Annotated in this window: 25 protein-coding genes and 1 riboswitch; of the genes, 20 read left to right on the top strand and 5 right to left on the bottom strand. The window is 59.2% G+C overall.

The annotated features are described in order from the left end of the window. Positions 1-66 precede the first annotated feature (66 nt). The 5 genes from cysM to TU76_RS02795 all read left to right on the top strand — a co-directional run bounded on the left by cysM (position 67) and on the right by TU76_RS02795 (position 6,223). Positions 67-969, top strand: coding sequence for a cysteine synthase CysM (cysM, locus tag TU76_RS02815; protein ID WP_048351051.1), 903 nt, complete (start codon positions 67-69; stop codon positions 967-969). Next, positions 969-2,321, top strand: coding sequence for a 23S rRNA (uracil(1939)-C(5))-methyltransferase RlmD (rlmD, locus tag TU76_RS02810; protein ID WP_019827738.1), 1,353 nt, complete (start codon positions 969-971; stop codon positions 2,319-2,321). The genes cysM and rlmD overlap by 1 nt, the downstream gene beginning before the upstream one ends. Before the next feature lie 119 nt (positions 2,322-2,440). Next, a complete protein-coding gene (relA, locus tag TU76_RS02805; protein ID WP_019827736.1) occupies positions 2,441-4,693 on the top strand; it encodes a GTP diphosphokinase in 2,253 nt (750 codons plus the stop codon). Between the two features lie 128 nt (positions 4,694-4,821). Then, positions 4,822-5,655: a nucleoside triphosphate pyrophosphohydrolase gene (mazG, locus tag TU76_RS02800; RefSeq protein ID WP_019827735.1), complete on the top strand. Its 834-nt coding sequence runs from the start codon at positions 4,822-4,824 to the stop codon at positions 5,653-5,655. A gap of 22 nt (positions 5,656-5,677) precedes the next feature. Next, positions 5,678-6,223: a DUF2058 domain-containing protein gene (locus TU76_RS02795; RefSeq protein ID WP_019827734.1), complete on the top strand. Its 546-nt coding sequence runs from the start codon at positions 5,678-5,680 to the stop codon at positions 6,221-6,223. 140 nt (positions 6,224-6,363) lie between these two features. Here the strand turns inward: TU76_RS02795 and TU76_RS02790 are convergent, their stop codons facing one another. From TU76_RS02790 to purM, 4 genes are all read right to left on the bottom strand, one after another. Next, entirely contained in the window at positions 6,364-6,546 is a 183-nt protein-coding gene (locus TU76_RS02790) for a hypothetical protein (RefSeq protein WP_019827733.1), read from the bottom strand. 252 nt (positions 6,547-6,798) lie between these two features. Then, on the bottom strand, positions 6,799-7,512 hold the full coding sequence (locus TU76_RS02785) for a DUF3108 domain-containing protein (protein ID WP_019827731.1): 714 nt from the start codon (positions 7,510-7,512) through the stop codon (positions 6,799-6,801). Between the two features lie 8 nt (positions 7,513-7,520). Next, a complete protein-coding gene (gene purN, locus TU76_RS02780) occupies positions 7,521-8,171 on the bottom strand; it encodes a phosphoribosylglycinamide formyltransferase (RefSeq protein WP_048351050.1) in 651 nt (216 codons plus the stop codon). After that, the gene (purM, locus tag TU76_RS02775) at positions 8,171-9,229 is read right to left on the bottom strand and encodes a phosphoribosylformylglycinamidine cyclo-ligase (RefSeq protein ID WP_019827729.1); all 1,059 of its coding nucleotides are present in this window, start codon (positions 9,227-9,229) and stop codon (positions 8,171-8,173) included. Before purM ends, purN begins: the two co-directional genes overlap by 1 nt. 382 nt (positions 9,230-9,611) lie before the next feature. Here purM and TU76_RS02770 point away from each other — a divergent pair, with 382 nt between their 5' ends. The 5 genes from TU76_RS02770 (at position 9,612) to TU76_RS02750 (ending at position 14,222) form a co-directional block, all read left to right on the top strand. Beyond that, positions 9,612-10,646: a DUF2066 domain-containing protein gene (locus TU76_RS02770; RefSeq protein ID WP_048351049.1), complete on the top strand. Its 1,035-nt coding sequence runs from the start codon at positions 9,612-9,614 to the stop codon at positions 10,644-10,646. Positions 10,647-10,681: 35 nt separating this feature from the next. After that, positions 10,682-11,755, top strand: coding sequence for an AI-2E family transporter (locus TU76_RS02765; protein WP_046808892.1), 1,074 nt, complete (start codon positions 10,682-10,684; stop codon positions 11,753-11,755). Positions 11,756-11,981: 226 nt separating this feature from the next. Next, positions 11,982-12,686: a DnaA regulatory inactivator Hda gene (gene hda / locus TU76_RS02760; protein ID WP_019827725.1), complete on the top strand. Its 705-nt coding sequence runs from the start codon at positions 11,982-11,984 to the stop codon at positions 12,684-12,686. 224 nt (positions 12,687-12,910) lie between these two features. Then, positions 12,911-13,537, top strand: a complete 627-nt coding sequence (locus TU76_RS02755; protein WP_019827724.1) for a C40 family peptidase — start codon at positions 12,911-12,913, stop codon at positions 13,535-13,537. Positions 13,538-13,682: 145 nt separating this feature from the next. Next, complete coding sequence (locus TU76_RS02750) at positions 13,683-14,222, top strand: C40 family peptidase (protein ID WP_019827723.1); 540 nt, start codon at positions 13,683-13,685, stop codon at positions 14,220-14,222. A 111-nt stretch (positions 14,223-14,333) separates the two neighbouring features. Here the strand turns inward: TU76_RS02750 and TU76_RS02745 are convergent, their stop codons facing one another. Then, the gene (locus TU76_RS02745) at positions 14,334-15,653 is read right to left on the bottom strand and encodes a PQQ-dependent sugar dehydrogenase (protein ID WP_048351048.1); all 1,320 of its coding nucleotides are present in this window, start codon (positions 15,651-15,653) and stop codon (positions 14,334-14,336) included. A gap of 127 nt (positions 15,654-15,780) precedes the next feature. After that, positions 15,781-16,025: riboswitch (cobalamin riboswitch) on the top strand. Positions 16,026-16,107: 82 nt separating this feature from the next. Between TU76_RS02745 and cobO the strand changes: the two genes are divergently transcribed. The 10 genes from cobO (at position 16,108) to TU76_RS02695 (ending at position 24,998) form a co-directional block, all read left to right on the top strand. Further along, the gene (gene cobO, locus TU76_RS02740) at positions 16,108-16,719 is read left to right on the top strand and encodes a cob(I)yrinic acid a,c-diamide adenosyltransferase (protein WP_048351047.1); all 612 of its coding nucleotides are present in this window, start codon (positions 16,108-16,110) and stop codon (positions 16,717-16,719) included. Positions 16,720-16,729: 10 nt separating this feature from the next. Beyond that, entirely contained in the window at positions 16,730-18,043 is a 1,314-nt protein-coding gene (locus TU76_RS02735; protein WP_019827719.1) for a cobyrinic acid a,c-diamide synthase CobB, read from the top strand. Continuing rightward, positions 18,040-18,690 (top strand): 5,6-dimethylbenzimidazole synthase, encoded by a 651-nt coding sequence (gene bluB, locus TU76_RS02730; protein WP_019827718.1) that lies wholly within the window; start codon positions 18,040-18,042, stop codon positions 18,688-18,690. The genes TU76_RS02735 and bluB overlap by 4 nt, the downstream gene beginning before the upstream one ends. Then, the gene (gene cbiB / locus TU76_RS02725; RefSeq protein ID WP_046808889.1) at positions 18,687-19,595 is read left to right on the top strand and encodes an adenosylcobinamide-phosphate synthase CbiB; all 909 of its coding nucleotides are present in this window, start codon (positions 18,687-18,689) and stop codon (positions 19,593-19,595) included. Before bluB ends, cbiB begins: the two co-directional genes overlap by 4 nt. Beyond that, positions 19,588-20,580, top strand: coding sequence for a threonine-phosphate decarboxylase CobD (cobD, locus tag TU76_RS02720; RefSeq protein ID WP_019827714.1), 993 nt, complete (start codon positions 19,588-19,590; stop codon positions 20,578-20,580). The genes cbiB and cobD overlap by 8 nt, the downstream gene beginning before the upstream one ends. After that, on the top strand, positions 20,577-22,028 hold the full coding sequence (locus TU76_RS02715) for a cobyric acid synthase (protein WP_048351046.1): 1,452 nt from the start codon (positions 20,577-20,579) through the stop codon (positions 22,026-22,028). The genes cobD and TU76_RS02715 overlap by 4 nt, the downstream gene beginning before the upstream one ends. An 84-nt stretch (positions 22,029-22,112) precedes the next feature. Beyond that, a complete protein-coding gene (gene cobU, locus TU76_RS02710; RefSeq protein ID WP_019827710.1) occupies positions 22,113-22,634 on the top strand; it encodes a bifunctional adenosylcobinamide kinase/adenosylcobinamide-phosphate guanylyltransferase in 522 nt (173 codons plus the stop codon). Next, complete coding sequence (gene cobT / locus TU76_RS02705; protein ID WP_048351045.1) at positions 22,631-23,686, top strand: nicotinate-nucleotide--dimethylbenzimidazole phosphoribosyltransferase; 1,056 nt, start codon at positions 22,631-22,633, stop codon at positions 23,684-23,686. Before cobU ends, cobT begins: the two co-directional genes overlap by 4 nt. Further along, positions 23,683-24,261, top strand: coding sequence for an alpha-ribazole phosphatase family protein (cobC, locus tag TU76_RS02700; RefSeq protein ID WP_048351044.1), 579 nt, complete (start codon positions 23,683-23,685; stop codon positions 24,259-24,261). Before cobT ends, cobC begins: the two co-directional genes overlap by 4 nt. After that, a complete protein-coding gene (locus tag TU76_RS02695; protein WP_048351043.1) occupies positions 24,261-24,998 on the top strand; it encodes an adenosylcobinamide-GDP ribazoletransferase in 738 nt (245 codons plus the stop codon). Before cobC ends, TU76_RS02695 begins: the two co-directional genes overlap by 1 nt. Positions 24,999-25,044: the final 46 nt, after the last annotated feature.

Below are 25,044 nucleotides of genomic sequence, written 5' to 3'. Positions count from 1 at the left end.
GTGATATGGGCTGTCGGCGTTTGTCGGTATGATGTGCGGCCCCGCGGTCTGGATTGCGAATACGCCATGACATTGCAGTACCCAACTATCGCCGATTGCGTCGGCAACACTCCTCTGGTGCGCTTGCAGCGCCTGGCTGGAAACACCACCAACACCTTGTTGCTCAAGCTCGAAGGGAACAACCCAGCAGGCTCGGTCAAGGACCGTCCGGCTCTGTCGATGATTGCACGCGCTGAAGGGCGCGGGCAGATCCAGGCCGGCGATACCCTGATCGAAGCCACCTCGGGCAATACCGGGATTGCACTGGCCATGGCTGCTGCGATCAAGGGCTACAAGATGATCCTGATCATGCCTGACAACTCCAGCGCCGAGCGCAAGGCGGCCATGACCGCCTACGGCGCCGAGCTGATCCTGGTCAGCCAGGAGGAGGGTATGGAAGGTGCCCGCGATCTGGCCGACAAGATGCAGGCCCAGGGCCTGGGCAAGGTCCTCGACCAGTTCGCCAACGGTGACAATCCCCAAGCGCACTACACGGGCACCGGCCCCGAGATCTGGCGTCAGACCAACGGTACGGTCACCCACTTCATCAGTTCGATGGGCACCACCGGTACCATCATGGGTGTGTCGCGCTACCTCAAGGAGCAGAACCCGGGCGTGCAGATCGTCGGCTTGCAGCCGATGGAAGGCGCCGCCATTCCAGGTATCCGCCGCTGGCCGACCGAGTACCTGCCGAAAATTTATCAGGCTGACCGCGTTGACCGCATCGTCGACATGGCTCAGCGCGAAGCCGAAGACGTAACCCGTCGTCTGGCCCGTGAAGAAGGCATTTTTTGTGGCGTGTCCTCGGGCGGGGCGGTGGCAGCCATGCTGCGTCTGAACCAGGAAGTCGAAAACGCGGTGATGGTCGCGATCATTTGCGACCGGGGCGATCGTTACTTGTCGACTGGCATTTACGATGAGCCTAATTGATGGCTAAGCAAGAAAGAGGTCTGCGCTTCCAGCCTGCTGGCGGGACCAAGGCCCCGCAAGTGCCTGCGGGCAAGAAACAGCGTTTGAACATCGAGCGCCTGGCCAACGACGGACGGGGTATTGCCTTTATCGAAGGGCGTACCTGGTTTGTGTCGGGCGCCCTGGCCGGTGAAGAGGTCGAAGCCCGGGTGCTGGGGGCTCACGGCAAGATCGTTGAAGCCCGCACCGAGCGTGTTTTCAAGGCCAGCGACATCCGTCGTGTGGCGCCTTGTGCCCACGCGGGAAAATGCGGCGGTTGCAGCGTGCAGCATTTGCCCCATGAAGAGCAGCTTGCACTGAAACAGCGCATGTTGACCGAGCAACTGTCCCGTGTGGCAGGTGTCGAACCTGAAGAGTGGGCGACTCCGCTCACAGGTCCTGAGTTTGGCTATCGGCGCCGTGCACGCATCGCCGTGCGCTGGGATGCGCGGGCCAAGCGTCTGGACGTCGGTTTTCGGGCGGCCGGTAGTCAGGATATCGTCGCCATTGATCACTGTTTGGTTCTGGTACAGGCATTGCAACCTATCATGTCGGGGCTGCCCGCTATGTTGCGCCAGTTGAGCAATCCCAAGGCCCTTGGCCACGTCGAGTTGTTCAGCGGTTCGGCGATTGCGGTTTTGCTGCGGCACATGGCGCCGCTCAATGATGCGGACATGAACGTCCTGCAGGATTTTTGCCTTACCCATAACGCCCAATTGTGGCTGCAGGGTGAAGGCGAGCCACAACCGGTCGATTTGACCCAGTCTCTGGGCTACCGTTTGGAACAGTGGGGGCTGGAGCTGGCGTATCGCCCTGGTGATTTCGTCCAGGTCAATGCTGGCGTCAATGAAGCGATGGTGGCTCAAGCAATTAAGTGGCTTGCTCCACAAGCTGACGAACGGATTCTTGACTTGTTCTGTGGGCTGGGTAACTTCGCGTTACCACTTGCGCGTCAGGTACGCGAGGTGGTTGCCGTTGAAGGTGTTGCGACCATGGTCGAACGCGCAGCGCAAAATGCGGTCAGTAACAACCTGCACAACGTGGCCTTCTTTCAGGCTGACTTGTCGCAGCCGCTGGTGGATGCAGTCTGGGCCAAAGACGGTTTTTGTGCCGTACTGCTCGATCCGCCTCGCGATGGCGCTTATGAAGTGGTGCGCAAGCTGTCAGGCCTTGGCGCCAAGCGTTTGGTGTATGTGTCGTGTAACCCGGCCACGCTGGCACGGGACACGGTTGAGTTGATGAAGCAGGGTTACCGGTTAAAACGTGCCGCAATCCTCGATATGTTTCCGCAAACAGCGCATGTCGAGGCGATGGCGTTATTTGAAGCAGACTAGGACGGTCTGTCTATTTCGACGGGCCCGCAACCCGCGCAGTGACGCCCTGTAGCGCGCGGTTGGGATTAGGGCCTGTGATTTCGGCGCATTGAATCTGCGCTGTAGGGAAGGTAAGCAAGATGGTACAGGTCAGAGCACACCAGCCGATCAACACCGACGGCAGTCTCAACCTCGAGGCATGGCTCGATCATGCGGTGAGTGTCGATGTGGCGCTTGACCGTGAAGCCTTGAAAGAAGCGTGCGAGTTTGCGCGCGAGGCCGAGCAGCAAGCCAACGCGGCAAAAAACCTGTGGGCCGAGGGCACATCGAGCTTTCGCACCGGCCTTGAAATCGCCGAGATCTTGGCCGATCTAAAACTGGATCAAGACTCTCTGGTTGCCGCCATCCTCTATCGCTGCGTGCGCGAAGGGCAGGTCTTGTTGCCTGCCGTCAGCCAGCGCTTCGGGCCGGTGGTTGCCAAGCTGATTGATGGCGTGCTGCGCATGGCGGCCATCAGCGCCAGCCTCAGTCCCCGTCAGTCCATGGTTCTGGGTACCCAGGGCCAGGTCGAAAACCTGCGCAAGATGCTGGTCGCGATGGTTGATGACGTGCGCGTTGCACTGATCAAACTGGCCGAGCGGACCTGCGCGATTCGTGCGGTTAAAAATGCCCCGGACGAGAAGCGCAACCGCGTCGCCCGTGAGGTGTTCGATATTTATGCGCCATTGGCGCACCGCCTGGGTATCGGTCATATCAAGTGGGAGCTGGAGGACTTGTCCTTCCGCTACCTGGAGCCCGAGCAGTACAAACAGATTGCAACCTTGCTGCACGAGCGCCGCCTTGATCGCGAGCGTTTTATCAGTGATGTGATGAACCAGTTGCGTACCGAGCTGGTGGCCACCGGAGTTGATGCAGACATCAGCGGCCGGGCCAAACACATCTATTCCATCTGGCGAAAAATGCAGCGTAAGGGCCTGGCTTTCAGCCAGATCTACGACGTGCGTGCGGTACGGGTGTTGGTCCCGGAAATGCGCGACTGCTACACCGCGCTGGGGATCGTCCATACCCTGTGGCGGCACATTCCCAAAGAGTTCGACGATTACATCGCCAACCCTAAAGAGAACGGCTACCGCTCGCTGCACACCGCCGTGATCGGGCCTGAAGGCAAGGTGCTGGAGGTGCAGATCCGCACCCACGCCATGCACGAAGAGGCCGAGCTGGGGGTGTGTGCGCACTGGCGCTACAAGGGCACGGACGTCAAGGCCGGTTCCAACCAGTACGAAGAGAAAATCTCGTGGCTGCGCCAGGTGCTGGAATGGCACGAAGAACTCGGCGATATCGGTGGTCTGGCCGATCAACTGCGGGTCGATATCGAACCGGACCGGGTGTACATCTTTACTCCGGACGGTCATGCCATCGACCTGCCCAAGGGCGCAACACCGCTGGACTTTGCGTATCGGGTACACACCGAAATCGGCCATAACTGCCGCGGTGCCAAGATCAACGGGCGCATCGTGCCGCTCAACTACAGCCTGCAAACCGGTGAGCAGGTCGAGATCATCACCAGCAAGCACGGCACGCCGAGCCGCGACTGGCTGAACCCGAACCTGGGCTACATCACCACGTCGCGGGCGCGGGCCAAGATCGTTCACTGGTTCAAGCTGCAGGCGCGTGACCAGAACGTCGCGGCTGGCAAAACCATGCTTGAGCGTGAGCTGAGTCGTTTGGGCCTGCCGGCGGTGGACTTCGAGAAGCTCGCCGACAAAGCCAACATGAGAACCGCCGAGGATATGTACGCGGCGCTCGGGGCCGGTGACTTGCGCCTGGCGCAGTTGATCAATCTGGCGCAGCAGCAGGTCGAGCCGGAGCGCGGCAGCGAACAGATGGAGCTGATTCCGCGCAAGGCTACGGGCTACAAGCCGGGCAAGCGCGGGGACATCCAGATCGAAGGCGTCGGCAACCTGCTTACCCAGATGGCCGGGTGCTGCCAACCGCTGCCGGGTGATGCGATTGTCGGTTACATCACCCAGGGGCGTGGCGTGAGCATTCACCGTCAGGACTGTGCCTCGGTGTTGCAACTGGGCAGTCGTGAGCCTGAGCGGATCATCCAGGTCAACTGGGGGCCGATCCCGGTGTCCACGTACCCGGTCGATATCGAAATTCGTGCCTACGACCGTTCGGGTTTGCTGCGTGACGTATCTCAGGTGCTGCTCAACGAGCGGATCAACGTGCTGGCGGTCAATACCCGCTCGAACAAGGAAAACAACACAGCGTTGATGACCTTGACCATCGAGATCCCGGGTCTGGACGCGCTGGGGCGTTTGCTGGGGCGTATTTCGCAACTGCCGAACATCATCGAAACCCGTCGGATCGGGCGCAGCGAAGCAAGATAACCTGTAGTCGCTGACGAGGTATGAGACTGCGATAAGGGCCGAACGACCTTCGCTTTGTAAAGCGGGGTCGCTATGCAACCCATCGCAGCCTGCGGCAGCGACTACAGGTTTGGGCCAAAGGATTACAGATGTACAACCTTGACGACCTGCTACACCTCATGGCCCGTCTGCGTGACCCGCAGTACGGCTGCCCGTGGGATATCAAGCAAACCTGGGCCACCATCGTGCCTTACACCCTTGAGGAAGCTTACGAAGTTGCCGATGCCATTGAGCAAGGCGACTTTGAACACCTGCAAGGCGAACTGGGCGATTTGCTGTTTCAGGTGGTGTATTACAGCCAGCTGGCCCGTGAAGAAGGCCGATTTGAGTTTGCCGGAGTGATCGACAGCATCACCCGCAAGCTGATCCGCCGACATCCCCATGTGTTCCCCACTGGCGATCTGTACGCGCCGCTGGATGTGCCACGCCTGAGTGAAGAGCAGGTCAAGCAGCGCTGGGATGAAATTAAGGCGCAAGAGCGGGCAGAGAAGTCCAGGGTCCCCGAGCAGCTCTCCTTGCTGGATGACGTACCGGTGGCGCTGCCAGCGCTGTCCCGTGCGGCCAAATTGCAAAAGCGTGCGGCCCAGGTCGGTTTTGACTGGCCGGCGGCATTGCCGGTGCTGGACAAGGTCCGTGAAGAGCTGGACGAGGTGCTGGAAGCCATGGCCGATAACGACACGGCGGCAATCCATGACGAGATTGGCGACCTGCTGTTTTCGGTGGTCAACCTGGCCCGCCATCTCAAAGTTGACCCTGAAACGGCCCTGCGTGGCGCCAATGCAAAATTTGATCGACGTTTCCGGTTTATTGAGCAGGCATTGCGCGATACCCTGCGTCCCATTGAAAGTTGCACCCTTGAAGACCTGGACGCCCTGTGGGGCGAAGCCAAGCGCCAGGAAAAGAATTTGCCCAGCTGCGGCTGAGTTTGCCTAAGTGAGTAAGTAGATGAGCATTTCCCTACGCGACCAGTTGCTCAAAGCCGGACTGGTCAACGAGAAGCAGGCCAAGCAGGCCGGCAAAGAAAAGCAGAAGCAACAGCGCCTGGCCCACAAGGGTCAGATCGAACTGGACGACACCCAGCAGCGTCTGGCTGCTGAAGCGAAGGCCGAGAAGGTCAAGCGCGATCAGGAGCTGAACCGTCAGCAACAGGAGAAAGTCGAGCAGAAGGCCCGCGCCGCCCAGATCAAGCAATTGATCGAAGTCTCGCGTCTGCCGAAGCTGACGACCGAGGACTACTACAACTTCGTCGATGACAAAAAGGTCAAGCGCCTGTCGGTCAACACCCTGATGCGCAACAAGCTGGCCAATGGTTCGCTGGCGATCGTGCAGCACCAGGGCGGCTACGAAGTCATCCCTCGCGAGGCGGCGCTTAAGATCCAGGAGCGCGACCCGCGCCGGATTGTGCAATTGAACATCCTGGTCGAGCCGAAAACACCGGAAGAAGATGATCCGTACGCGGCTTATCAGATCCCTGATGATCTGATGTGGTAACACTCACAACCCGTGGGAGCGAGCCTGCTCGCGAACGCTTTCCCGAGCAGGCTCGCTCCCACAGAGTTTTGCGTAGCGCATAACAAAACAAACCCCGCTTCGGCGGGGTTTGTGTTTTTCAAGTCTGTAGTTACTGTCGTTCAGGCCTGGCGTTTTTGCGCTTCCAGCTTTTCCAGCTCAGCCTTGTAGCTGTGAGCGTCGCTTTCGCGGTGGAACATGCCGACCAATACGTCTTCTTGATGAACATCCCACAGGTGTACACCGTGGGCTACCAGTTGGTGGAACATACGTGAATCGTCGCGCTCAGTTACTTTGATAGTCATCTGCTTGCTCCAAATTCTGATGAGGTTCTGCGGCAAGTCGTCGCAGGGCTTCTTTATAGAATCTGTTAGCTTCCTAAGTAAATAGCTGATTGTCGCGCTGTCATGTTGTAAAAAAGCGCATAACCCTGGAGCCCTTGTAATACGGGGTGTTTACGGTTTCGCTCATAAGTTTTATGAATAAAGTTTCATGTTCATGTCGTTCAGCGGGCCAAAAAAAACCTCGCCGAAGCGAGGTTTTCTGAGGCTTGCGGTTTAGTTGCCTTTGACCGTTTTGCCATTCACCGTGCCGTCCAGCAGCATGATGTTGTATTCCTTGCCGTCTTTTTCGACCTGACGCAGCTTGACCAGCAGCGAATCCCAGTTTTTGGCGAACCACATTTCTGTGATGCGCTTGTTCTGTGTTGGATCGCGTACGCGCTCAACCTTGATTGCGTCTACCTTGCCCGCCTTGGTTTCGACCACTTCAGGGCCGATCACGCGGAAGTCATAGGTGTCGACGTCGTTACCATCAACCACTTGGTAACTCATGGATTTTTTACCCGCTTCTACATCACGTTGAAGCGCGAGCTGGTAGGTGGACTTGTCGAGCATGCCGGTAAGCAGCGGCACTTTGACTGCGTCGCCCTGGTCGGTGCCGGTGACCATTTTGGTCGCCCAGTCGAAGTCCAGATCGATCTTTTTCGCTTTACCCAGGCCCCCACGTTCGAAGTGGTAGGTCAGCGGGATCAGCGTATTTTTCTCAATCTTGAGGGTGCTTTCTTCGTTAAGGCTGGCCACCAGCATCGACGCCTTGAAGTTCAAGGTCCAGATGCCGTTGTCACTCTTGGTCAGGCTGCGCTCGGCGGAACCGCTCATGGGCAACTGTTTCCAGTCAGCGGTGTAGCTGGCCTTGAAAGGCTGAAGTTCGGCTGCATGCACTGCTGGAATAGCCAGCAGGCTGAAGGCGAGAAGCAGGGCACGACGCATAAGTTCTCCTAGGTTCGTATCAAGTGGCCGCTGGCCGCAAGTAATTGACCGTCCAATAATGCGCCTTGCTCGTCAAGTGACAAGCGACCTTCGGCAAACCAGCGCACTGCAAGCGGATATATCCGGTGTTCCTGGGCGTGGACCCGTTGCGCCAGAGCATGCGCAGAGTCATTGGACTCTACCGGTATCACTGCCTGTACGACCAGAGGTCCGCCGTCGAGTTCCTCGGTCACAAAGTGAACACTGCAGCCGTGTTCGCGATCGCCCGCTTCCAGCGCGCGCTGATGCGTATGCAAGCCTTTGTATTTAGGCAGCAGCGAAGGGTGGATGTTGAGCAGGCGACCCTGATAGTGACGCACAAAATCTGCGCTGAGAATGCGCATGAATCCGGCCAGAACCACCAGTTGCGGTTTGAATTCGTCGATGATCTTGATCAATGCAGCATCGAAGGCCTCGCGGCCCTCGAATGCTTTGTGATCCAGTACGCGGGTATCGATACCCGCGTCTTTGGCGCGTTGCAAGCCGTAGGCATCTGCGCGGTTGGAGATGACCGCACGGATTCTTGCCGGGCTGTCCTTGATGTCATTGCTGTCGATCAAGGCTTGCAAGTTGCTACCGGTGCCGGAAAGCAGCACCACTACATCACAGGTATCAGGCATTAGTGCGCCTTGAGGTTTTGCAGCTCAACTTGTGGTGCGCCTTCGGCGGCCGTTGCGATCTGGCCGATAACCCAAGGTTGCTCGCCTGCTTCACGCAGTACGTTCAGCGCAGTTTCAACGTCAGCCTGTGCCACGCAGATCACCATGCCAACGCCGCAGTTCAGCACGCGGTGCATTTCGTTTTCGTCCACGTTGCCTTTTTCTTGCAGCCAGTCGAATACGGCAGGGCGCTGCCAGCTGGCAACGTCCACAACCGCCTGGGCGCCTTTTGGCAGAACGCGCGGGATGTTGTCGAGCAGGCCACCACCGGTGATGTGGGCCATGGCTTTAACAACGCCGGTTTCTTTGATCAGCTTGAGCAGCGGCTTGACGTAGATGCGGGTCGGCGCCATCAGCAGGTCGGTCAGCGGCTTGCCGTCGAGCTGGATGTTTTCGATGTCGGCACCGGATACTTCGATGATCTTGCGGATCAGCGAGTAACCGTTGGAGTGCGGGCCCGAAGACGGCAGGGCGAGCAGGGCGTCGCCGGCAGCAACCTTGGAGCCGTCGATGATTTCGGATTTCTCTACAACGCCCACGCAGAAGCCGGCCAGGTCGTAGTCTTCGCCTTCGTACATGCCAGGCATTTCAGCGGTTTCGCCGCCTACCAGCGAGCAGCCGGACAGTTCGCAGCCAGCGCCGATACCGGTAACCACTTGGGTCGCGGTTTCTACGTTGAGCTTGCCGGTAGCGTAGTAGTCGAGGAAGAACAGAGGCTCGGCGCCGCATACGATCAGGTCGTTAACGCACATGGCAACCAGGTCGATACCGATGCTGTCGTGTTTGTTCAGGTTCAGTGCCAGGCGCAGCTTGGTGCCAACGCCGTCAGTGCCGGAAACCAGAACAGGCTGCTTGTAGCCAGCCGGGATTTCGCAGAGGGCGCCAAAACCGCCGAGGCCGCCCATCACTTCCGGGCGTGCAGTGCGCTTGGCCACGCTCTTGATGCGTTCGACCAATGCTTCACCGGCGTCGATGTCTACACCGGCGTCTTTGTAGCTCAGGGATGGTTGCTTGCTCATAATCCAGGCCTTTAGGGGGGATTCGGGGGTATCGACCGAGTTCAGGGGGCAAGCTTGCAAGTGCTCGTCAAGTGCATCAGAGCATTTACAGGGTGCCCGGCTGTTGGCGGTCTGCGAAGGCGCGCGATTTTATCAGGCTTGAAGGGCAGCGGCCATCCTCGGGCCGACAGGCAGGGTTATATCTGTCGAAAAAAACCTTTTTTAGTCGTACTTGGGTCTGTGTGCGGGCCTGTATAAGGTATAGCGAATTACTTTTGAGTTTTTATGACCGAATGAAAACTGCGATACGGGCGTGAATGATTTGGCAGCAGCCGTGTCAGAAGTCTGTTCGAGTGTTTTTATGGCGTCCTTTTAGGCTGCTTTTTGTGATCGGGAATCTTTCATGCGTCTGAGCCAATTTTTAGCCGTGGGCTGTTTGTCCTTTTTTAGCCTGGCAAGTCATGCCGAAATCCTGACCGACCTTTATCAAGTGCGTGAGCCGGTGGCCAGCCAGTCACCCGATGAACGCACCCAGGCCACGCAAAAGGCACTGGAAACCCTGGTGCTGCGTTTGACGGGTGATGCCAAGGCGGTTCAAAACCCCGGGCTTGAGGCGATTCGCAAGGACCCGCAGCAGATCATCAGTCGGTATGGTTATGACGCTGGCCCGCCAGAAAGCCTGCAGGTGGATTTCGACCCGGTGAGTACTGATCGGGCGTTGCGCCAGGCCGGTTTGTCGCTGTGGGGCAGTAATCGTCCCGCCTTGCTCGGCTGGTGGTTGAACGATTCGGTCGATGGGTCGAGCCTGGTCGGGGACGGTCAATCTGTGGCTGAACCCTTGCGCCGTGCAGCGCAGCACCGCGGGTTGCCATTGCGCTTGCCGCTGGCAGATCTCAGTGAACAGCTGGTGGGTACGGCTGAAAACCTTGAGGGCAGTAATCCCGCACCGTTGAAGGAGGCTTCAGAGCGCTACGGCGCGGATGCCTTGCTGGCTGTACATGCCCGTGAAGACGATGGGCAGTGGAGTGCCAAGTGGCGTTTGTGGGTAGGCGACCAGCAGGAGCAGGGCAGTGCGCAGGCACCGGATCAGGCGGCACTGGCCGATGCCGTGATGCTTGCGGTGAGCCAGCGTCTGGCCCCGCGTTATGCGGTCAAGCCCGGGGTCTCCACGGAGCAATTGCTTGAAGTGCAAGGCATGACGCTGCCGCGCTATGCGCAACTGTGGCATCTGCTCGAGCCTTTCGGCGCGCAACTAAAGAGTGTCGACGGTGATCGTATTGTGTATCTGGTAAATGGCAGTGCCGAGCAGTTGCGTTCGCAACTTGGACTGGCGCAGCTACAGGAAGTACCGGCAGAGCAGGTGCCTGCTGCGGCGGGCGCAGGGCAAGCGGCCGGTGCTGCTTCTACACCAACGGCGCAGCTTCGGTTTCGCTGGTAGGTTGTTGTCTTCTTTATATAGGGATGGGGTGGCTCATGGCTGATTCGCGACAGTGGGTGTGGTGGGGCGTAGGGTTGGGCTTGGCCCTGTTTTTATATTTTTTGCATCCGATACTCACGCCTTTTCTGGTCGCAATCGTCCTGGCCTATATGTTCGACCCTGTGGTTGATCGGCTGGAAAAAGCCGGGCTTTCAAGAACCTGGGGCACGGTCGCGGTCTTTGCACTGTTCACGGTCATCATGATGACGTTGATATTGGTGTTGGTGCCGTTGCTGGCCAAGCAGCTCTTGAAGCTTTATCAGTTGGCACCCCTGGTACTCGACTGGATGCAGCACACGGCGATGCCGTGGGTGCAGGCCAAGCTTGGTTTGAGCGACAGCTTTTGGAAGTTCGACAAGATCAAGGCCGCAATCACTGAGCACATGGGGCAGGCCACCGACATTGTCGGCATAGTTTTGTCCCAGGCCACGGCTTCAAGTCTGGCCTTGATCGGCTTCCTGGCCAACCTGGTGCTGATTCCAGTCGTAGCGTTTTACCTGCTGCGAGACTGGAACATCATGCTGGCCAAGATTCGCAACTTGTTGCCGCGTGCACGGGCCGATCAAATTGTGTCTCTGGCCAAGGAGTGTCACGACGTGCTCGGCGCTTTTGTGAAAGGCCAGTTGCTGGTGATGCTGGCGTTGGGGGTGATTTACTCGGCCGGTCTGATGCTGGTCGGGCTTGAGCTGGGGCTGTTGATCGGCTTGATGGCAGGGCTGGCGGCTATCGTGCCGTATATGGGCTTTATCGTCGGTATTGGTGCCGCCCTGATCGCCGGACTGTTCCAGTTTGGCGGGGACCTGTACCCGATGCTCGGAATCGTGGCTGTGTTTATGGTCGGTCAGGCGCTGGAGGGTACGGTACTTACACCCTTGCTGGTGGGTGACAAGATCGGTATGCATCCGGTGGCCGTGATCTTCGCGATTCTTGCGGGTGGCGAGCTGTTTGGTTTTACCGGAGTGTTGCTGGCATTGCCGGTAGCGGCGGTGATCATGGTGCTGGTGCGTCATGTGCAGGAGTTGTACAAGGACTCTCATGCCTATAAAGGCAGTGAAGACCCGGAGCTGTAACGGCAAGGTGCTATGAAGGGCGGGCTCACCGGGTAGGTGATCCCGCCTTTTTCATGTGCGCTCGAAGCGCCTGAAATGTCAGAAAAAGATCAAACAATCCAAGACCTTAACGCAAACCTTTGATTTTGCTCGTGGTCTGTTACATTGTGTGCCCGGTTACACGGGTATAAACTTTTAATACTTTACACAGAGGCCACTAACAGTTCGCTTGAACTGTTCAGTCAGCATGAAACCGATTCAGCTGCCCCTAGGTGTGCGTCTGCGTGATGACGCAACCTTCATAAATTACTATCCAGGCGCCAATGCCGCTGCACTCGGCTATGTCGAGCGACTGTGCGAAGCCGACGCCGGCTGGACAGAAAGCCTGATCTATCTCTGGGGCAAGCAGGGTGTAGGCCGCACGCACTTGCTACAGGCCGCCTGCCTGCGCTTTGAGCAAATGGGTGAGCCGGCGGTGTACTTGCCTCTGGCCGAGTTGCTGGATCGCGGTATTGAAATCCTCGATAACCTTGAGCAGTACGAACTGGTCTGCCTGGATGATCTTCAGGCGGTGGCCGGGCGTGCTGACTGGGAAGAGGCGCTGTTTCACCTGTTCAATCGCCTGCGCGACAGCGGGCGCCGTCTACTGATTGCGGCGTCTACCTCGCCACGCGAGCTGCCAATCAAACTGGCTGACCTCAAGTCCCGCCTGACCCTTGCGCTGGTGTTTCAGATGCGCCCCTTGTCTGATGAAGACAAGCTGCGTGCCTTGCAGTTGCGCGCATCACGTCGCGGTCTGCATCTGACCGACGAAGTCGGACATTTCATCCTCACGCGAGGCACTCGCAGCATGAGTGCTTTGTTCGATCTGCTCGAACGGCTCGATCAAGCGTCCCTGCAGGCACAGCGCAAGCTGACGATTCCTTTCCTGAAAGAAACCCTGGGCTGGTAGCTCACCCCTTTAAAACTGCGGTCTTCAGCCGTTTTTGACGTTTTTCAGGCGTCAGAAAACCCGCGCGGCTCAAGAGCTGTGGGCGCAAAATCTGTCGTCAGGGGTGTAAAGCCTTAGATGTCACGATAAAACCAACAAGTCACATTTAGATCGATTGAATTTGCAAATGAGGATCATAGAAGGCATAGTCGCGGCTACTTTTCTTACAAGCCACGGTCGTGCCCATGCTAAAGCGCTTCGCACCCCTCGTGCCTCTCGCACTCGTTACCCTGTTGTTTGGCTGCGCTGCCCACACGCCAGTGTCGCAGCAAGTTGTCGATCAACAGGTTCAAAAGCCATCGTCGGTATCGCAATCTTCCGCTCTTTATCAGGAAGAACTGGCCACCGAAAAAGAACTGGCTGAGTTTTCCGCCAACAGCAAGCCTTACCAATTGCCCGCCTTGGCTGACAGCATCCTTGAGCGCGGCATGTCCCTGATCGGTACGCGTTACCGTTTTGGCGGCACCTCTGAGGCAGGTTTCGATTGCAGCGGCTTTATCGGTTACCTTTTCAAGGAAGAAGCTGGCATGCAGTTGCCGCGCTCAACCCGTGAAATGATCAACGTAAAAGCACCGCTGGTCGCACGAAACAACCTTAAACCTGGTGACTTGCTGTTCTTCAGCACCAATGGTCGTGGCCGTGTCAGTCATGCCGGTATTTACCTGGGGGATGACCAGTTTATTCACTCCAGCAGCCGCCGCAGCGGTGGTGTACGGATTGATAACCTGGGTGACAGCTACTGGAGCAAGACCTTTATTGAGGCCAAGCGCGCCCTGGCGATGGCACCGGCGAGCGTAGTAGCCCGCAAGTAAAGTTAATGTCTTACTTGAAGTTTGGCTGCTAAGGGCTAGAATTCAGTCGCATTGTTAAATTCTTGAAGCCGCGAAGGTGTCCCCTCTCGCGGCTTCAGGTTTCGCGGCCAGAGTTGCCGTATCCAGAATCAGGAACATTCTGTTTATGTCGACCATGGCCCGTGTTGCCCTCTTGACCTTAGCAGCACTGCTTAGTGCTTGCGCCAGCCCCCCGCCACCTGCCCCGGTGGTCAAAAAGCCTGTTGTGTTTGCCAACCCTTATGAAGAAACCTCGCCGGTAGCCGCCGACGTGCTGTTTCGCGCCTTGGGTCTGGTGGGCACGCCTTATCGCTGGGGTGGTAATACTCCGGATTCCGGCTTCGATTGCAGTGGTCTGATCAAGTACGTGTACAACGACGCGGCGGGCATTTCATTGCCGCGCACCACCCGCGAAATGATCGTGATGCAGGCGCAAAGTGTCGGTCAGGACAAATTGCAAACCGGTGACTTGCTGTTTTTTGCCACCAATGGCGGTTCTCAGGTCAGCCATGCCGGGATCTACGTAGGCGAAGGCCGTTTTGTGCACGCACCGGCCACAGGCGGTACGGTCAAGCTGGACAGTCTCAACAAAGCCTACTGGCAGAAAGCCTATCTGAATGCCAAGCGCGTGTTGCCGACCGAGCAGCATCTGGCGCGTCTGCCGTAAACCCGAACCTGCATCACGCTGGGTGGGAGCGGGCTTGCTCGCGATGGATACAACGCGGTGTAACTGCCACGCCGCGGTGATCCAATCGCGAGTAAGCCCGCTCCCACTGTTTCATTTGCTGGTAGGCTTTGCCGACACCCGCCAAACCTTGTTGCCGACATCATCGGCCACCAGCAAATCCCCTTGCTTATCGATGACCACGCCTACCGGCCGGCCCATGGCTTTTTCGTCCGCGTTGAGAAAACCGCTCAGTACATCAACTGGCATGCCTGTGGGCTTTCCGTCAGCAAAAGGTACAAAAATCACTTTGTAACCACTGTGCGGCTTGCGGTTCCAGGAGCCGTGCTGGCCAATAAACGCGCCTTGGGTGAAGTCGGGCAGTTTGCTGCCTTCGGCAAAACTCAGCCCCAGGGATGCAGTGTGCGGGCCGACGGCATAGTCCGGTGCAATGGCTTTGGCGACCAGTTCCGGATTTTGCGGGTTGACCCGTACATCCACGTGCTGGCCGTAATAGCTGTAGGGCCAGCCATAGAAACCACCATCCTTGACTGAGGTGATGTAATCGGGGACCAGATCGCTGCCGATTTCGTCACGTTCGTTAACTGCTGTCCAGAGTGTGCCGGTTTTGGGCTCCCAGTCCATGCCGTTGGGGTTGCGCAGGCCAGAAGCGAAAATCCGGTGATTGCCGGTAGCGCGATCAACCTCCCAGATCGCGGCGCGGCCTTCTTCCTTGTCCATGCCGTTCTCGCCCACGTTGCTGTTGGAGCCAACGGTGACATACAGCTTGGTGCCATCAGGGCTGGCGATGACGTTTTTAGTCCAGTGATGGTTCAGCGGGCCGCCTGGCAAATCGAGGACCTTGACCGGCTTCGCCTTGATGCTGTTTTCGCCCGCCTGATAGGGGAAGCGCAGCAGCTTGTCGGCGTCGGCGACATACAGATCGTTGCCTACGAGGGTCATGCCAAAGGGGGAGTTCAGATTGTCGAGAAAAACCGTGCGAGTTTCAGCCACTCCGTCGTGGTCTGCATCGCGCAACAAGGTGATCCTGTTCGCGCTCGGCACACCGGCGCCTGCGCGGCTCATGACTTTGTCCGCGATCCAGCCCTTGATACCCTTGCTGTCATCCGGCTTGGGCGGTGCATTGGTTTCCGCGACCAGCACATCGCCGTTGGGCAATACGTAGAGCCAGCGCGGATGGTCCAGGCCTTCGGCGAAAGCGGCGACCTTCAAACCTTGGGCGGCAATCGGTGTGGAGCCCTCAGCCCAACCGACCGCCGGGGCGATATTGACGGTGGGTATAAGCGTCTTGTTCGGTTCAGGCAGCTTCGGCGACGGGCCGGTGCCATCACTCACTTGCAGGGTCGAAGTCTCGCCGCAGGCAGCCAATCCTGCCGCAAGTACGATGACAATAGCGTGCTGGCGCTTGAGCATGAAGAACTCCATTAAGTTTGGTCTTGTAGGTCATAGAGAAGCGTAGCCCCTCAAAGGTTCAGCCCGCAGCTTTGTATAAACCCTTTTGGTGCCACCTTTAATTGACGCTCCACCCCCAACCCTCTAACCTTCGCGGCTTGTTTCAGGTGCTCGGCAACGTAAGGTTGGCCGAGTGAAACAGGGAAGCCGGTGAGGGCGTGTTTGACCCACACAACCGCCATGATCCCGGCGCTGCCCCCGCAACGGTAAATGAGTCAATGCCACGCTGAGTGCCACTGTGTTTCTTCACGGGAAGGCGCGTGGTCAGGGTGTGTCCCGCAGGGGGCTAAACCGCTTATGAGCCCGGAGACCGGCCTGATCCATCCAGCATCCTCGCGGCGGGCGAGGACGTGCCGATTATTTGACTATCCCCCCGCCTCCCGTTTGCATCATTGAGCCCCAACGGAGAGCTGCCATGAACGAATCCCCCGAACGCGACGAACGTCATCAGGCGCGCATGCTGCGCAAAAAAGCCGTCATGGATGAGCGCATTGCCAGCTCGCCCAATGAGTGCGGGCTACTGCTGGTGTTGACCGGCAATGGTAAAGGCAAAAGCAGTTCCGCTTTTGGCATGCTGGCCCGGGCCATGGGCCACGGCATGCAGTGCGGCGTGGTGCAGTTCATCAAGGGACGCAACAGCACCGGCGAAGAGATCTTCTTTCGCCGCTTCCCCGAGCAGGTGCGCTACCACGTGATGGGCGAAGGCTTTACCTGGGAAACCCAGGATCGCCAACGCGATATCGCCGCTGCCGAAGCCGCGTGGGAAGTGTCCCGAGAAATGCTGCGTGACCCGTCCATCGGGCTGGTGGTACTGGATGAGCTGAACATCGCACTCAAGCATGGCTACCTGGACCTTGAGCAGATCCTCGCCGACCTGCAGGCCCGTCCTTTGATGCAGCATGTACTGGTCACCGGACGTGGCGCCAAACCTGAACTGATAGACCTGGCCGATACCGTGACCGAAATGGGTGTGGTCAAACACGCCTTTCAGGCCGGGATCAAAGCCCAGAAAGGCATCGAATTGTGAGTGTTCCAGCATGAGAGAGTCGCGTCATTGCCCGGCGGTGTTGATCGCCGCGCCGGCTTCCGGTCAGGGCAAGACCACCGTAACCGCTGCCTTGGCCCGATTGCATCGCAATCAGGGGCGCAAAGTGCGGGTGTTTAAATGTGGCCCTGATTTTCTCGACCCGATGATTCTGGAGCGTGCCAGCGGTGCGCCGGTGTATCAGGTGGATTTGTGGATGGTGGGTGCGGATGAAAGTCGCCGCCTGCTGTGGGAGGCCGCCGGTGAAGCAGACCTGATCCTGATCGAAGGCGTCATGGGGTTGTTCGACGGTACGCCGTCCAGCGCCGATCTGGCGCGGCATTTTGGCGTCCCGGTATTGGGTGTGATTGATGGCACTGCAATGGCCCAGACGTTCGGTGCCCTGGCCTTGGGACTGGCGCGCTACCAGCCGGATCTGCCGTTCGCCGGGGTGCTGGCCAACCGGGTCGGCACGGTGCGTCATGCCCAGTTGCTCGAAGGCAGCCTGACCGAAGGCTTGCGCTGGTACGGGGCGTTGTCCCGTGAGACCGGTATCGAGTTGCCGAGTCGGCATTTGGGGCTGGTGCAGGCCAGTGAGCTCAACGACCTGGATGCGCGTCTCGACGCGGCAGCCAATGCTTTGGCCAGTACCTGTGAGGTAGCGCTGCCACCCGCCGTTGAATTTGCCGCGCCTGAGCCCGTGACGGTCGAGCCATTGTTGGCTGGGGTTCGAATTGCTGTAGCCCGGGATGAAGCCTTTGCCTTCACCTATGGAGCGAGTCTGGACCTGTTGCGGACGATGGGAGCCGAGCTGGTGTTTTTTTCGCCGATTCGCGATACCTGCCTGCCCGAGGCCGACAGTCTTTATTTACCGGGTGGTTATCCGGAATTGCATCACCTTGAGCTGTCGCGCAATGCACCGATGCTTGAGGCGATCCGCACCCATCACGCCGCAGGTAAACCGCTGCTGGCCGAATGTGGTGGCATGCTTTATCTGCTCGATGCCTTGACCGATGTTGACGGTCAGCGTGCCGAGCTGGTGGGTTTGCTGACGGGGGAGGCGACGATGCAAAAGCGTCTGGCGGCGTTGGCATTGCAATCGGTGGACATGCCCGAAGGGCTGCTGCGTGGTCACACTTACCATCACTCGCTGACCAGCACTGAGCTTGAACCTGTTGCCCGTGGCCTGAGCCCCAATGGCGGGCGCGGTGCCGAAGCGGTGTATCGCGAAGGGCGGATGACCGCCTCTTACGTGCACTTCTACTTTCCGTCCAATCCTCAAGCCATTGCTGCGCTGTTTGCGCCGTGTACTGTGAAGGCGTCATGACCGACAACGCCTTTAGCCCTGAAGAGCGCGCAGCCGTGTACCGCGCCATTGCCGAGCGCCGCGACATGCGGCACTTCAGTGGTGGCAGCGTGGCACCCGAACTGTTATCGCGTTTGCTTGAAGCGGCGCACCAGGCTCCGAGCGTGGGACTGATGCAGCCGTGGCGGTTTATCCGCATTACTGACCGGGCACTGCGGGGCAAGATCCAGGGATTGGTCGAAGCTGAGCGGGTACGTACCGCCGAGGCGTTGGGTCAGCGCTCCGATGAGTTCATGACGCTCAAGGTCGAAGGTATACAGGACTGCGCCGAGGTGCTGGTGGCGGCATTGATGGATGACCGTGAAAAGCATATTTTTGGCCGACGCACCCTGCCGGAAATGGACATGGCGTCGTTGTCGTGTGCGATTCAAAACCTGTGGTTGGCGGCGCGTGTCGAAGGCTTGGGCATGGGCTGGGTGTCGTTGTTCGAGCCTGAAGCCCTGGCCGATTTACTGGGTTTACCTGCGGGAGCCAAACCTCTGGCCGTGTTGTGTCTGGGCCCGGTCGAGGCCTTTTATCCGGCACCCATGCTGGTGCTGGAAGGGTGGGCGCAAGCGCGTCCGCTGAGTGAACTGGTGTATGAGAATTATTGGGGAGTGAGTCCATGAGTGTGGCGTTGCTGTGCGTCGCCGGTGTGGCGCTTGATGCGCTGTTTGGCGAGCCCAAGCGCTGGCATCCGCTGGTCGCGTTTGGCCGTATGGCCGAGCGTATCGAGCAGCGGTTCAATTCTGGCGGACGTGGCTGGCGCAGTCATGGGGTGACGGCCTGGGTGCTGGCGGTGCTGCCGTTGACGATCCTTGCAACGGCTCTTTCATGGCTGCCGTATATCGGCTGGCTGGTGGAAATTCTGGCACTGTATTGCGCGTTGGGCATGCGCAGCCTTGGCGAGCACGTTCAGCCGGTTGCCGAGGCCTTGCGCGCCAATGACCTGGACGAGGCGCGGACCCGGGTCGGTTATCTGGTCAGTCGCCAAACCAGCGAGCTGGATTCGACTGAAGTTGCCCGCGCTGCCACTGAGTCTGTGCTCGAAAATGGCAGTGATGCGGTCTTCGCCACTATTTTCTGGTTTGTCGTGGCGGGAGCGCCGGGTGTGGTGCTCTATCGTTTAAGTAATACGCTGGACGCGATGTGGGGTTATCGCAACGAGCGCTTTGAGCGTTTTGGTTGGGCTGCTGCCCGTATCGACGATGTTCTTAACTATATTCCTGCAAGGTTGGTGGCGTTGACTTACGCCGTGCTGGGTAAAACCCGACTGGCCTTGAAGTGCTGGCGCAAGCAGGCACCTCAGTGGGACAGCCCCAATGCAGGCCCGGTAATGGCCGCAGGCGCAGGTGCCCTGGGTGTTGAGCTGGGTGGCCCGGCGATTTATCACGGCGAACTGCATGAGCGCCCGCAGTTGGGCGAAGGCGTGCCAGCGGATGCCGACTCGATTGGTCGTGGTTGGCAGTTGGTGCAACGTGGCGTATGGCTGTGGCTATTGGTTCTGTGTGCGTGGAGTGAATTCTATGCTTGAGCACGGCGGACGTTTACGCAGGGCGGCGCAGCATTACGGTATTGCCGAGGCTGACTGGCTGGATTTGTCCACTGGACTGGCGCCCTGGCCCTTTGATATTCCCCCTGTACCCGAGCGTGCCTGGGCGCGTTTGCCTGAAACCGACGATGGTCTTGAGCAAGCCGCCTGTGCCTATTACGGCGCGTTGAGTGTCTTGCCGGTGCCGGGCTCGCAGTGCGCGATCCAGCTGCTGCCGCGCCTGCGTCGCAGTGGAAAGGTGGGTGTGCTGTCGCCGTGTTACGCCGAACATGCACATGCCTGGAGGCACAGCGGGCATATCGTGCGTGAAATCATGGAACAGGAAGTCGATTTCTACCTCGACACGCTGGACGTGCTGGTGGTGGTCAATCCCAACAACCCTACCGGGTTGAAGCTGTCGCCGGAGCGTTTGCTGGAATGGCATGCGCGGCTGGTGCAGCGCGGTGGCTGGCTGGTGGTGGACGAAGCCTTTATGGACAACACCCCAGAACTTAGCCTGGCCGAGCACACACAGCGTACCGGGCTGATCGTGTTGCGTTCTTTCGGCAAGTTTTTTGGTCTGGCCGGGGTACGGTTGGGTTTTGTGCTGGCCGAGCAAAAATTACTCAAGTTGCTGGCCGAGCAAGTTGGGCCCTGGGCCGTTAGCGGTCCCACGCGCATCGTCGGTCAGGCCTGCCTGCTCGACACCGACGGCCATGCTCGCCAGCGCGAGCGCAGTGAGCTGGCCAGCGGGCGGCTTGAGCGATTGCTGGGGTTGCATGATTTGCCGCCGTACGGCGGCTGTGCATTGTTCCAGTGGTTAATCACGCCTCACGCCGATCGCCTGTACGAATTTATGGCGCACCGCGGCATTTTGCTGCGCCTGTTTGCCCACAACAGCAGCGTACGTTTTGGCCTGCCTGCCGATGAGGCTGACTGGGTGCGCCTGGAGCAGGCATTGGCAGCGTATACCAAGGAAACCACATGAGTACGTTGATGGTGCAAGGCACCACATCCGATGCCGGCAAGAGCACGCTGGTGACGGCCCTGTGCCGCTGGCTGACCCGCCAGGGCGTCGCTGTGGTGCCGTTCAAACCGCAAAACATGGCGCTCAACAGCGCAGTGACCGCCGAGGGTGGCGAGATCGGTCGTGCCCAGGCAGTGCAGGCCCAGGCGGCTGGATTGGCGCCGCACACGGACATGAATCCGGTGCTGCTCAAGCCCAATAGCGACACCGGTGCCCAAGTGATTATTCACGGGCGTGCCGTCACCAGCATGAATGCGGTGGCGTATCACGACTACAAGGCCATTGCCATGCAAGCGGTATTGGCCTCGCATCAGCGTTTGAGTGCCGCATATCCGGTGGTCATGGTCGAGGGCGCGGGTTCGCCGGCCGAGATCAATTTGCGGGCCGGTGATATCGCAAACATGGGCTTTGCCGAAGCGGTTGATTGCCCGGTGGTGTTGATTGCCGATATCAATCGCGGCGGGGTGTTTGCCCATCTGGTCGGCACTCTGGAGTTGCTGTCCGAGACCGAACAGGCACGGGTCAAGGGGTTCATCATCAACCGTTTTCGTGGCGATATCGCGTTGCTCCAGCCCGGCCTCGACTGGCTGGAACAACGCACCGGCAAACCGGTGATCGGCGTGTTGCCCTATGTGATGGACCTGCATCTTGAGGCCGAAGACGGCATTGATCAGCGCCAGACTGACAAGGTCGAACAGGTGCTCAACGTGGTGGTGCCGGTATTGCCGCGTATCAGCAATCACACCGACTTCGATCCGTTGCGCCTGCACCCGCAAGTAAACCTGCAGTTTGTGGGGCCGGGGCAACCGATCCCGCCCGCAGACTTGATCATCCTGCCTGGCTCCAAGAGCGTGCGCAGCGATCTGGTGTACTTGCGCGCCAATGGCTGGGATGCGGCCATCAGCCGTCATTTGCGTTACGGCGGAAAACTGCTTGGAATTTGCGGCGGTTTACAGATGCTCGGTGAGCAGGTCCACGACCCGCTGGGCCTTGAAGGGCCAGCCGGTTCAAGTGCCGGGTTGGGCTTGCTGGCGTTTAGCACCGAGCTTGCAGCCGAGAAGCAGTTGCGCAATGTGCGCGGGCATTTGACTCTTGAGAACGCACTCGTCAGCGGCTATGAAATCCACGCCGGCGTGACCACGGGCGTAGCGCTGGAGCTGCCAGTGGTGCACCTGGATGACGGGCGCTGTGATGGCGCGCAAAGTGCGGACGGGCAAATCCTCGGCACTTATCTGCATGGTGTGTTCGAGTCGCCTGCGGCTTGCAGTGCGTTGCTGCGTTGGGCCGGTTTGCAGGATGTGCAAGAAGTGGACTACCACGCCCTGCGCGAGCGAGATATCGAACGGCTGGCGGATCTGGTGGAAAACCATCTGGATACCGCGTACTTGCGAGCGTTGTGCAGAATTTAAATCTGTGGGAGCGAGCCTGCTCGCGAAGCCGCATTGGAGTTTTCGCGAGCAGGCTCGCTCCCACAGTTCCAGAGGTTTATTGACATGCTGCAACTGATTTTGGGTGGTGCCCGCTCGGGTAAAAGCCGTCTGGCTGAAAAGCTGGCGACCGAGTCCGGCTGTGCCGTCACCTACATAGCCACCAGTCAGCCGCTGGACGGTGAGATGAACGAGCGCGTGCGCCATCATCGCGAACGTCGTCCCGGGCATTGGGCGCTCATCGAGGAGCCGATTGAGCTGGCCCGGGTGCTGCGTGACAACGCTCGCGCCGATGCTTGTTTGCTGGTGGATTGCCTGACGCTGTGGCTGACCAATCTGCTGATGCTCGAAGACCCGCAGCGCTTGAATGCCGAGCGTGACGCGCTGTTGGAATGCCTGGCTGATCTGCCGGGCGAAATTGTGTTTGTCAGCAACGAAACCGGAATGGGTGTCGTGCCGCTGGGCGAATTGACTCGCCGCTATGTCGATGAAGCCGGTTGGTTGCATCAAGCCCTGGCCGAACGCTGTCAGCGAGTCGTGCTGACAGTGGCGGGCCTGCCCCTGACGTTGAAAGGAACTGCATTATGAGCACCCCTTGGTGGCTGAACCCCTGCAAGCCCGTTGACCGTGACATGCAAGCGGCCGCGGCCGAGCGTCAGCAGCAACTGACCAAGCCCGCAGGCTCCCTGGGTCAGCTTGAGGCGTTGGCGGTGCAACTGGCTGGTTTGCAAGGGCGACTCAAGCCCCGTGTCGATCAGGTATGGATCGGGATTTTTGCAGGTGATCACGGCGTAGTCGTTGAAGGTGTGTCGGCCTATCCGCAAGCGGTCACCGGGCAAATGCTGCACAACTTTGTCAGTGGTGGTGCGGCAATCAGTGTGCTGGCCCGCCAATTGGGCGCGCAACTGGATGTGGTGGACCTGGGTACGGTGACGCCGATGCTTGATCTGCCGGGTGTGCGTCACTTGCAGTTGGGCGCGGGTACGGCCAATTTTGCGACGGGTCCTGCGATGTCCGACGCTCAGGGTTTGAAAGCTCTGCACGCTGGGCGCGACAGTATTTTGCGGGCACAGGCTGCAGGCAGCGAGGTGTTTATCGGCGGTGAAATGGGGATCGGCAATACCGCGTCTGCCAGTGCCGTGGCCAGTGCGCTGCTTGATTGCCCGGCCTCACTGTTGACCGGGCCAGGCACGGGGCTGGATGCAGCCGGTGTAAGCCACAAGGCGCGGGTGATTGACCGTGCGCTGGCGTTGCATGCCGGTCACCTCGACGATCCGCTGCAGACTCTGTTTCGCTTGGGGGGCTTTGAAATTGCTGCCTTGGTCGGCGCCTATGTGGCCTGTGCCCAGGAAGGCATCGTGGCGGTGGTCGATGGATTTATCTGCACCGTCGCGGCCATGGTCGCCGTGCGCTTGAATCCGCTGTGTCGCGATTGGTTGATCTTCAGTCATCGAGGGGCTGAGCAGGGGCATCGCCATGTGCTGGAAAGCTTGCAGGCTGAGCCGTTGCTTGATCTGGGCTTGCGTCTGGGCGAGGGCAGCGGTGCTGCGTTGGTGGTGCCGTTGATGCGTTTGGCGTGCGACCTGCACGGGCAGATGGCGACCTTTGCCGAAGCCGCCGTGGCAGATCGTCCGGCATGACCGTGCAGCTGGATTTGCTGCGTCATGGCGAGACCGAGCTGGGTGGCGGTTTGCGCGGCAGCCTTGACGACGCCTTGACGACATTGGGCTGGACGCAAATGCGAGATGCCGTGACAGGCCAAGGACCGTGGGATCGAATCGTGAGCTCGCCGTTGCAACGCTGCGCATTGTTTGCCCGGGAACTGAGCGAGCGGCTCGATCTGCCTGTGTCGTTCGACAAGGATCTGCAAGAACTTCATTTTGGTGCTTGGGAAGGGCAGAGCGCTGCGGCGCTGATGGAAGCCGATGAGCAAGCCTTGGGCTTGTTCTGGGCCGACCCTTATGCCTTTACCCCGCCCGACGGCGAGCCAGTGCTTGAGTTCTCGGCGCGGGTGCTATCGGCCGTCAGCCGTTTGCAGCGGGATTTTGCAGGCCAGCGGGTGCTGGTGGTATGCCATGGCGGGGTGATGAAGTTGTTGTTGGCCCAGGCTCGCGGTATGCCTCGCGAGCAGTTGCTGCAAGTACCGGTAATCCACGGCGCGCTGTTCGGGTTGCAGGTCGGCCCCGATGGAGAGCTCGCCGAGGTCGATCAGTGATGTTGCCGTTCTGGATTGCCTTGCAGTTTTTGAGCAGCTTGCCAATTCGCCTGCCGGGTATGCCCCAGCCTCAGGAAATGGGGCGTTCACTGCTGTTTTATCCGCTGGTGGGCTTGCTGTTCGGTTTGCTGTTGTGGGGCCTCAATGCACTGCTGACAGATGCGCCGCTGATGTTGCACGCCGCTTTACTGTTGACGGCTTGGGTGTTGCTCAGCGGCGGGCTGCATCTGGATGGCCTGGCTGACAGTGCCGATGCCTGGCTGGGTGGCTTTGGCGATCGCGACCGCACGCTGACCATCATGAAAGACCCCCGCAGCGGACCGATCGCGGTGGTTACGCTGACGTTGGTGTTATTGCTCAAGTTCTGTGCGCTGCTGGCGTTGATAGAACAGCACAACGGTGCACTACTTCTGATCGCTCCCTTGATCGGGCGCAGCGCTTTGCTGGCCGTATTCCTGACCACCCCGTATGTACGGGCCGGTGGTTTGGGGCAGGCGCTGGCTGACCATTTGCCGCGCAAGGCGGGCTGGTGGATGTTGGGAGGCAGTGCCCTGGCGTGTGTGGTATTGGCCGGGTATGCCGGGTTGTGGGCATTGCTACTGGCAGCCGTGGGGTTTGAAGGGCTACGCCGGGTGATGATGCGCCGTCTGGGAGGCACCACGGGCGATACCGCTGGTGCGCTGCTGGAGTTGCTCGAAGTGCTGGTGTTGGTTGGGCTGGCGTTGATCGTTGCCTGACGTGCTGCCAGATTCACCAAGGTTGATCGCTCTGAGATAAATCTTG

It is taken from the genome of Pseudomonas psychrophila (assembly GCF_001043005.1).
Classification (GTDB): Bacteria; Pseudomonadota; Gammaproteobacteria; order Pseudomonadales; family Pseudomonadaceae; genus Aquipseudomonas; species Aquipseudomonas psychrophila.
The sequence above is the reverse complement of the archived record's forward strand: the minus strand, read 5'-3'. Positions and strand labels throughout refer to the sequence as shown.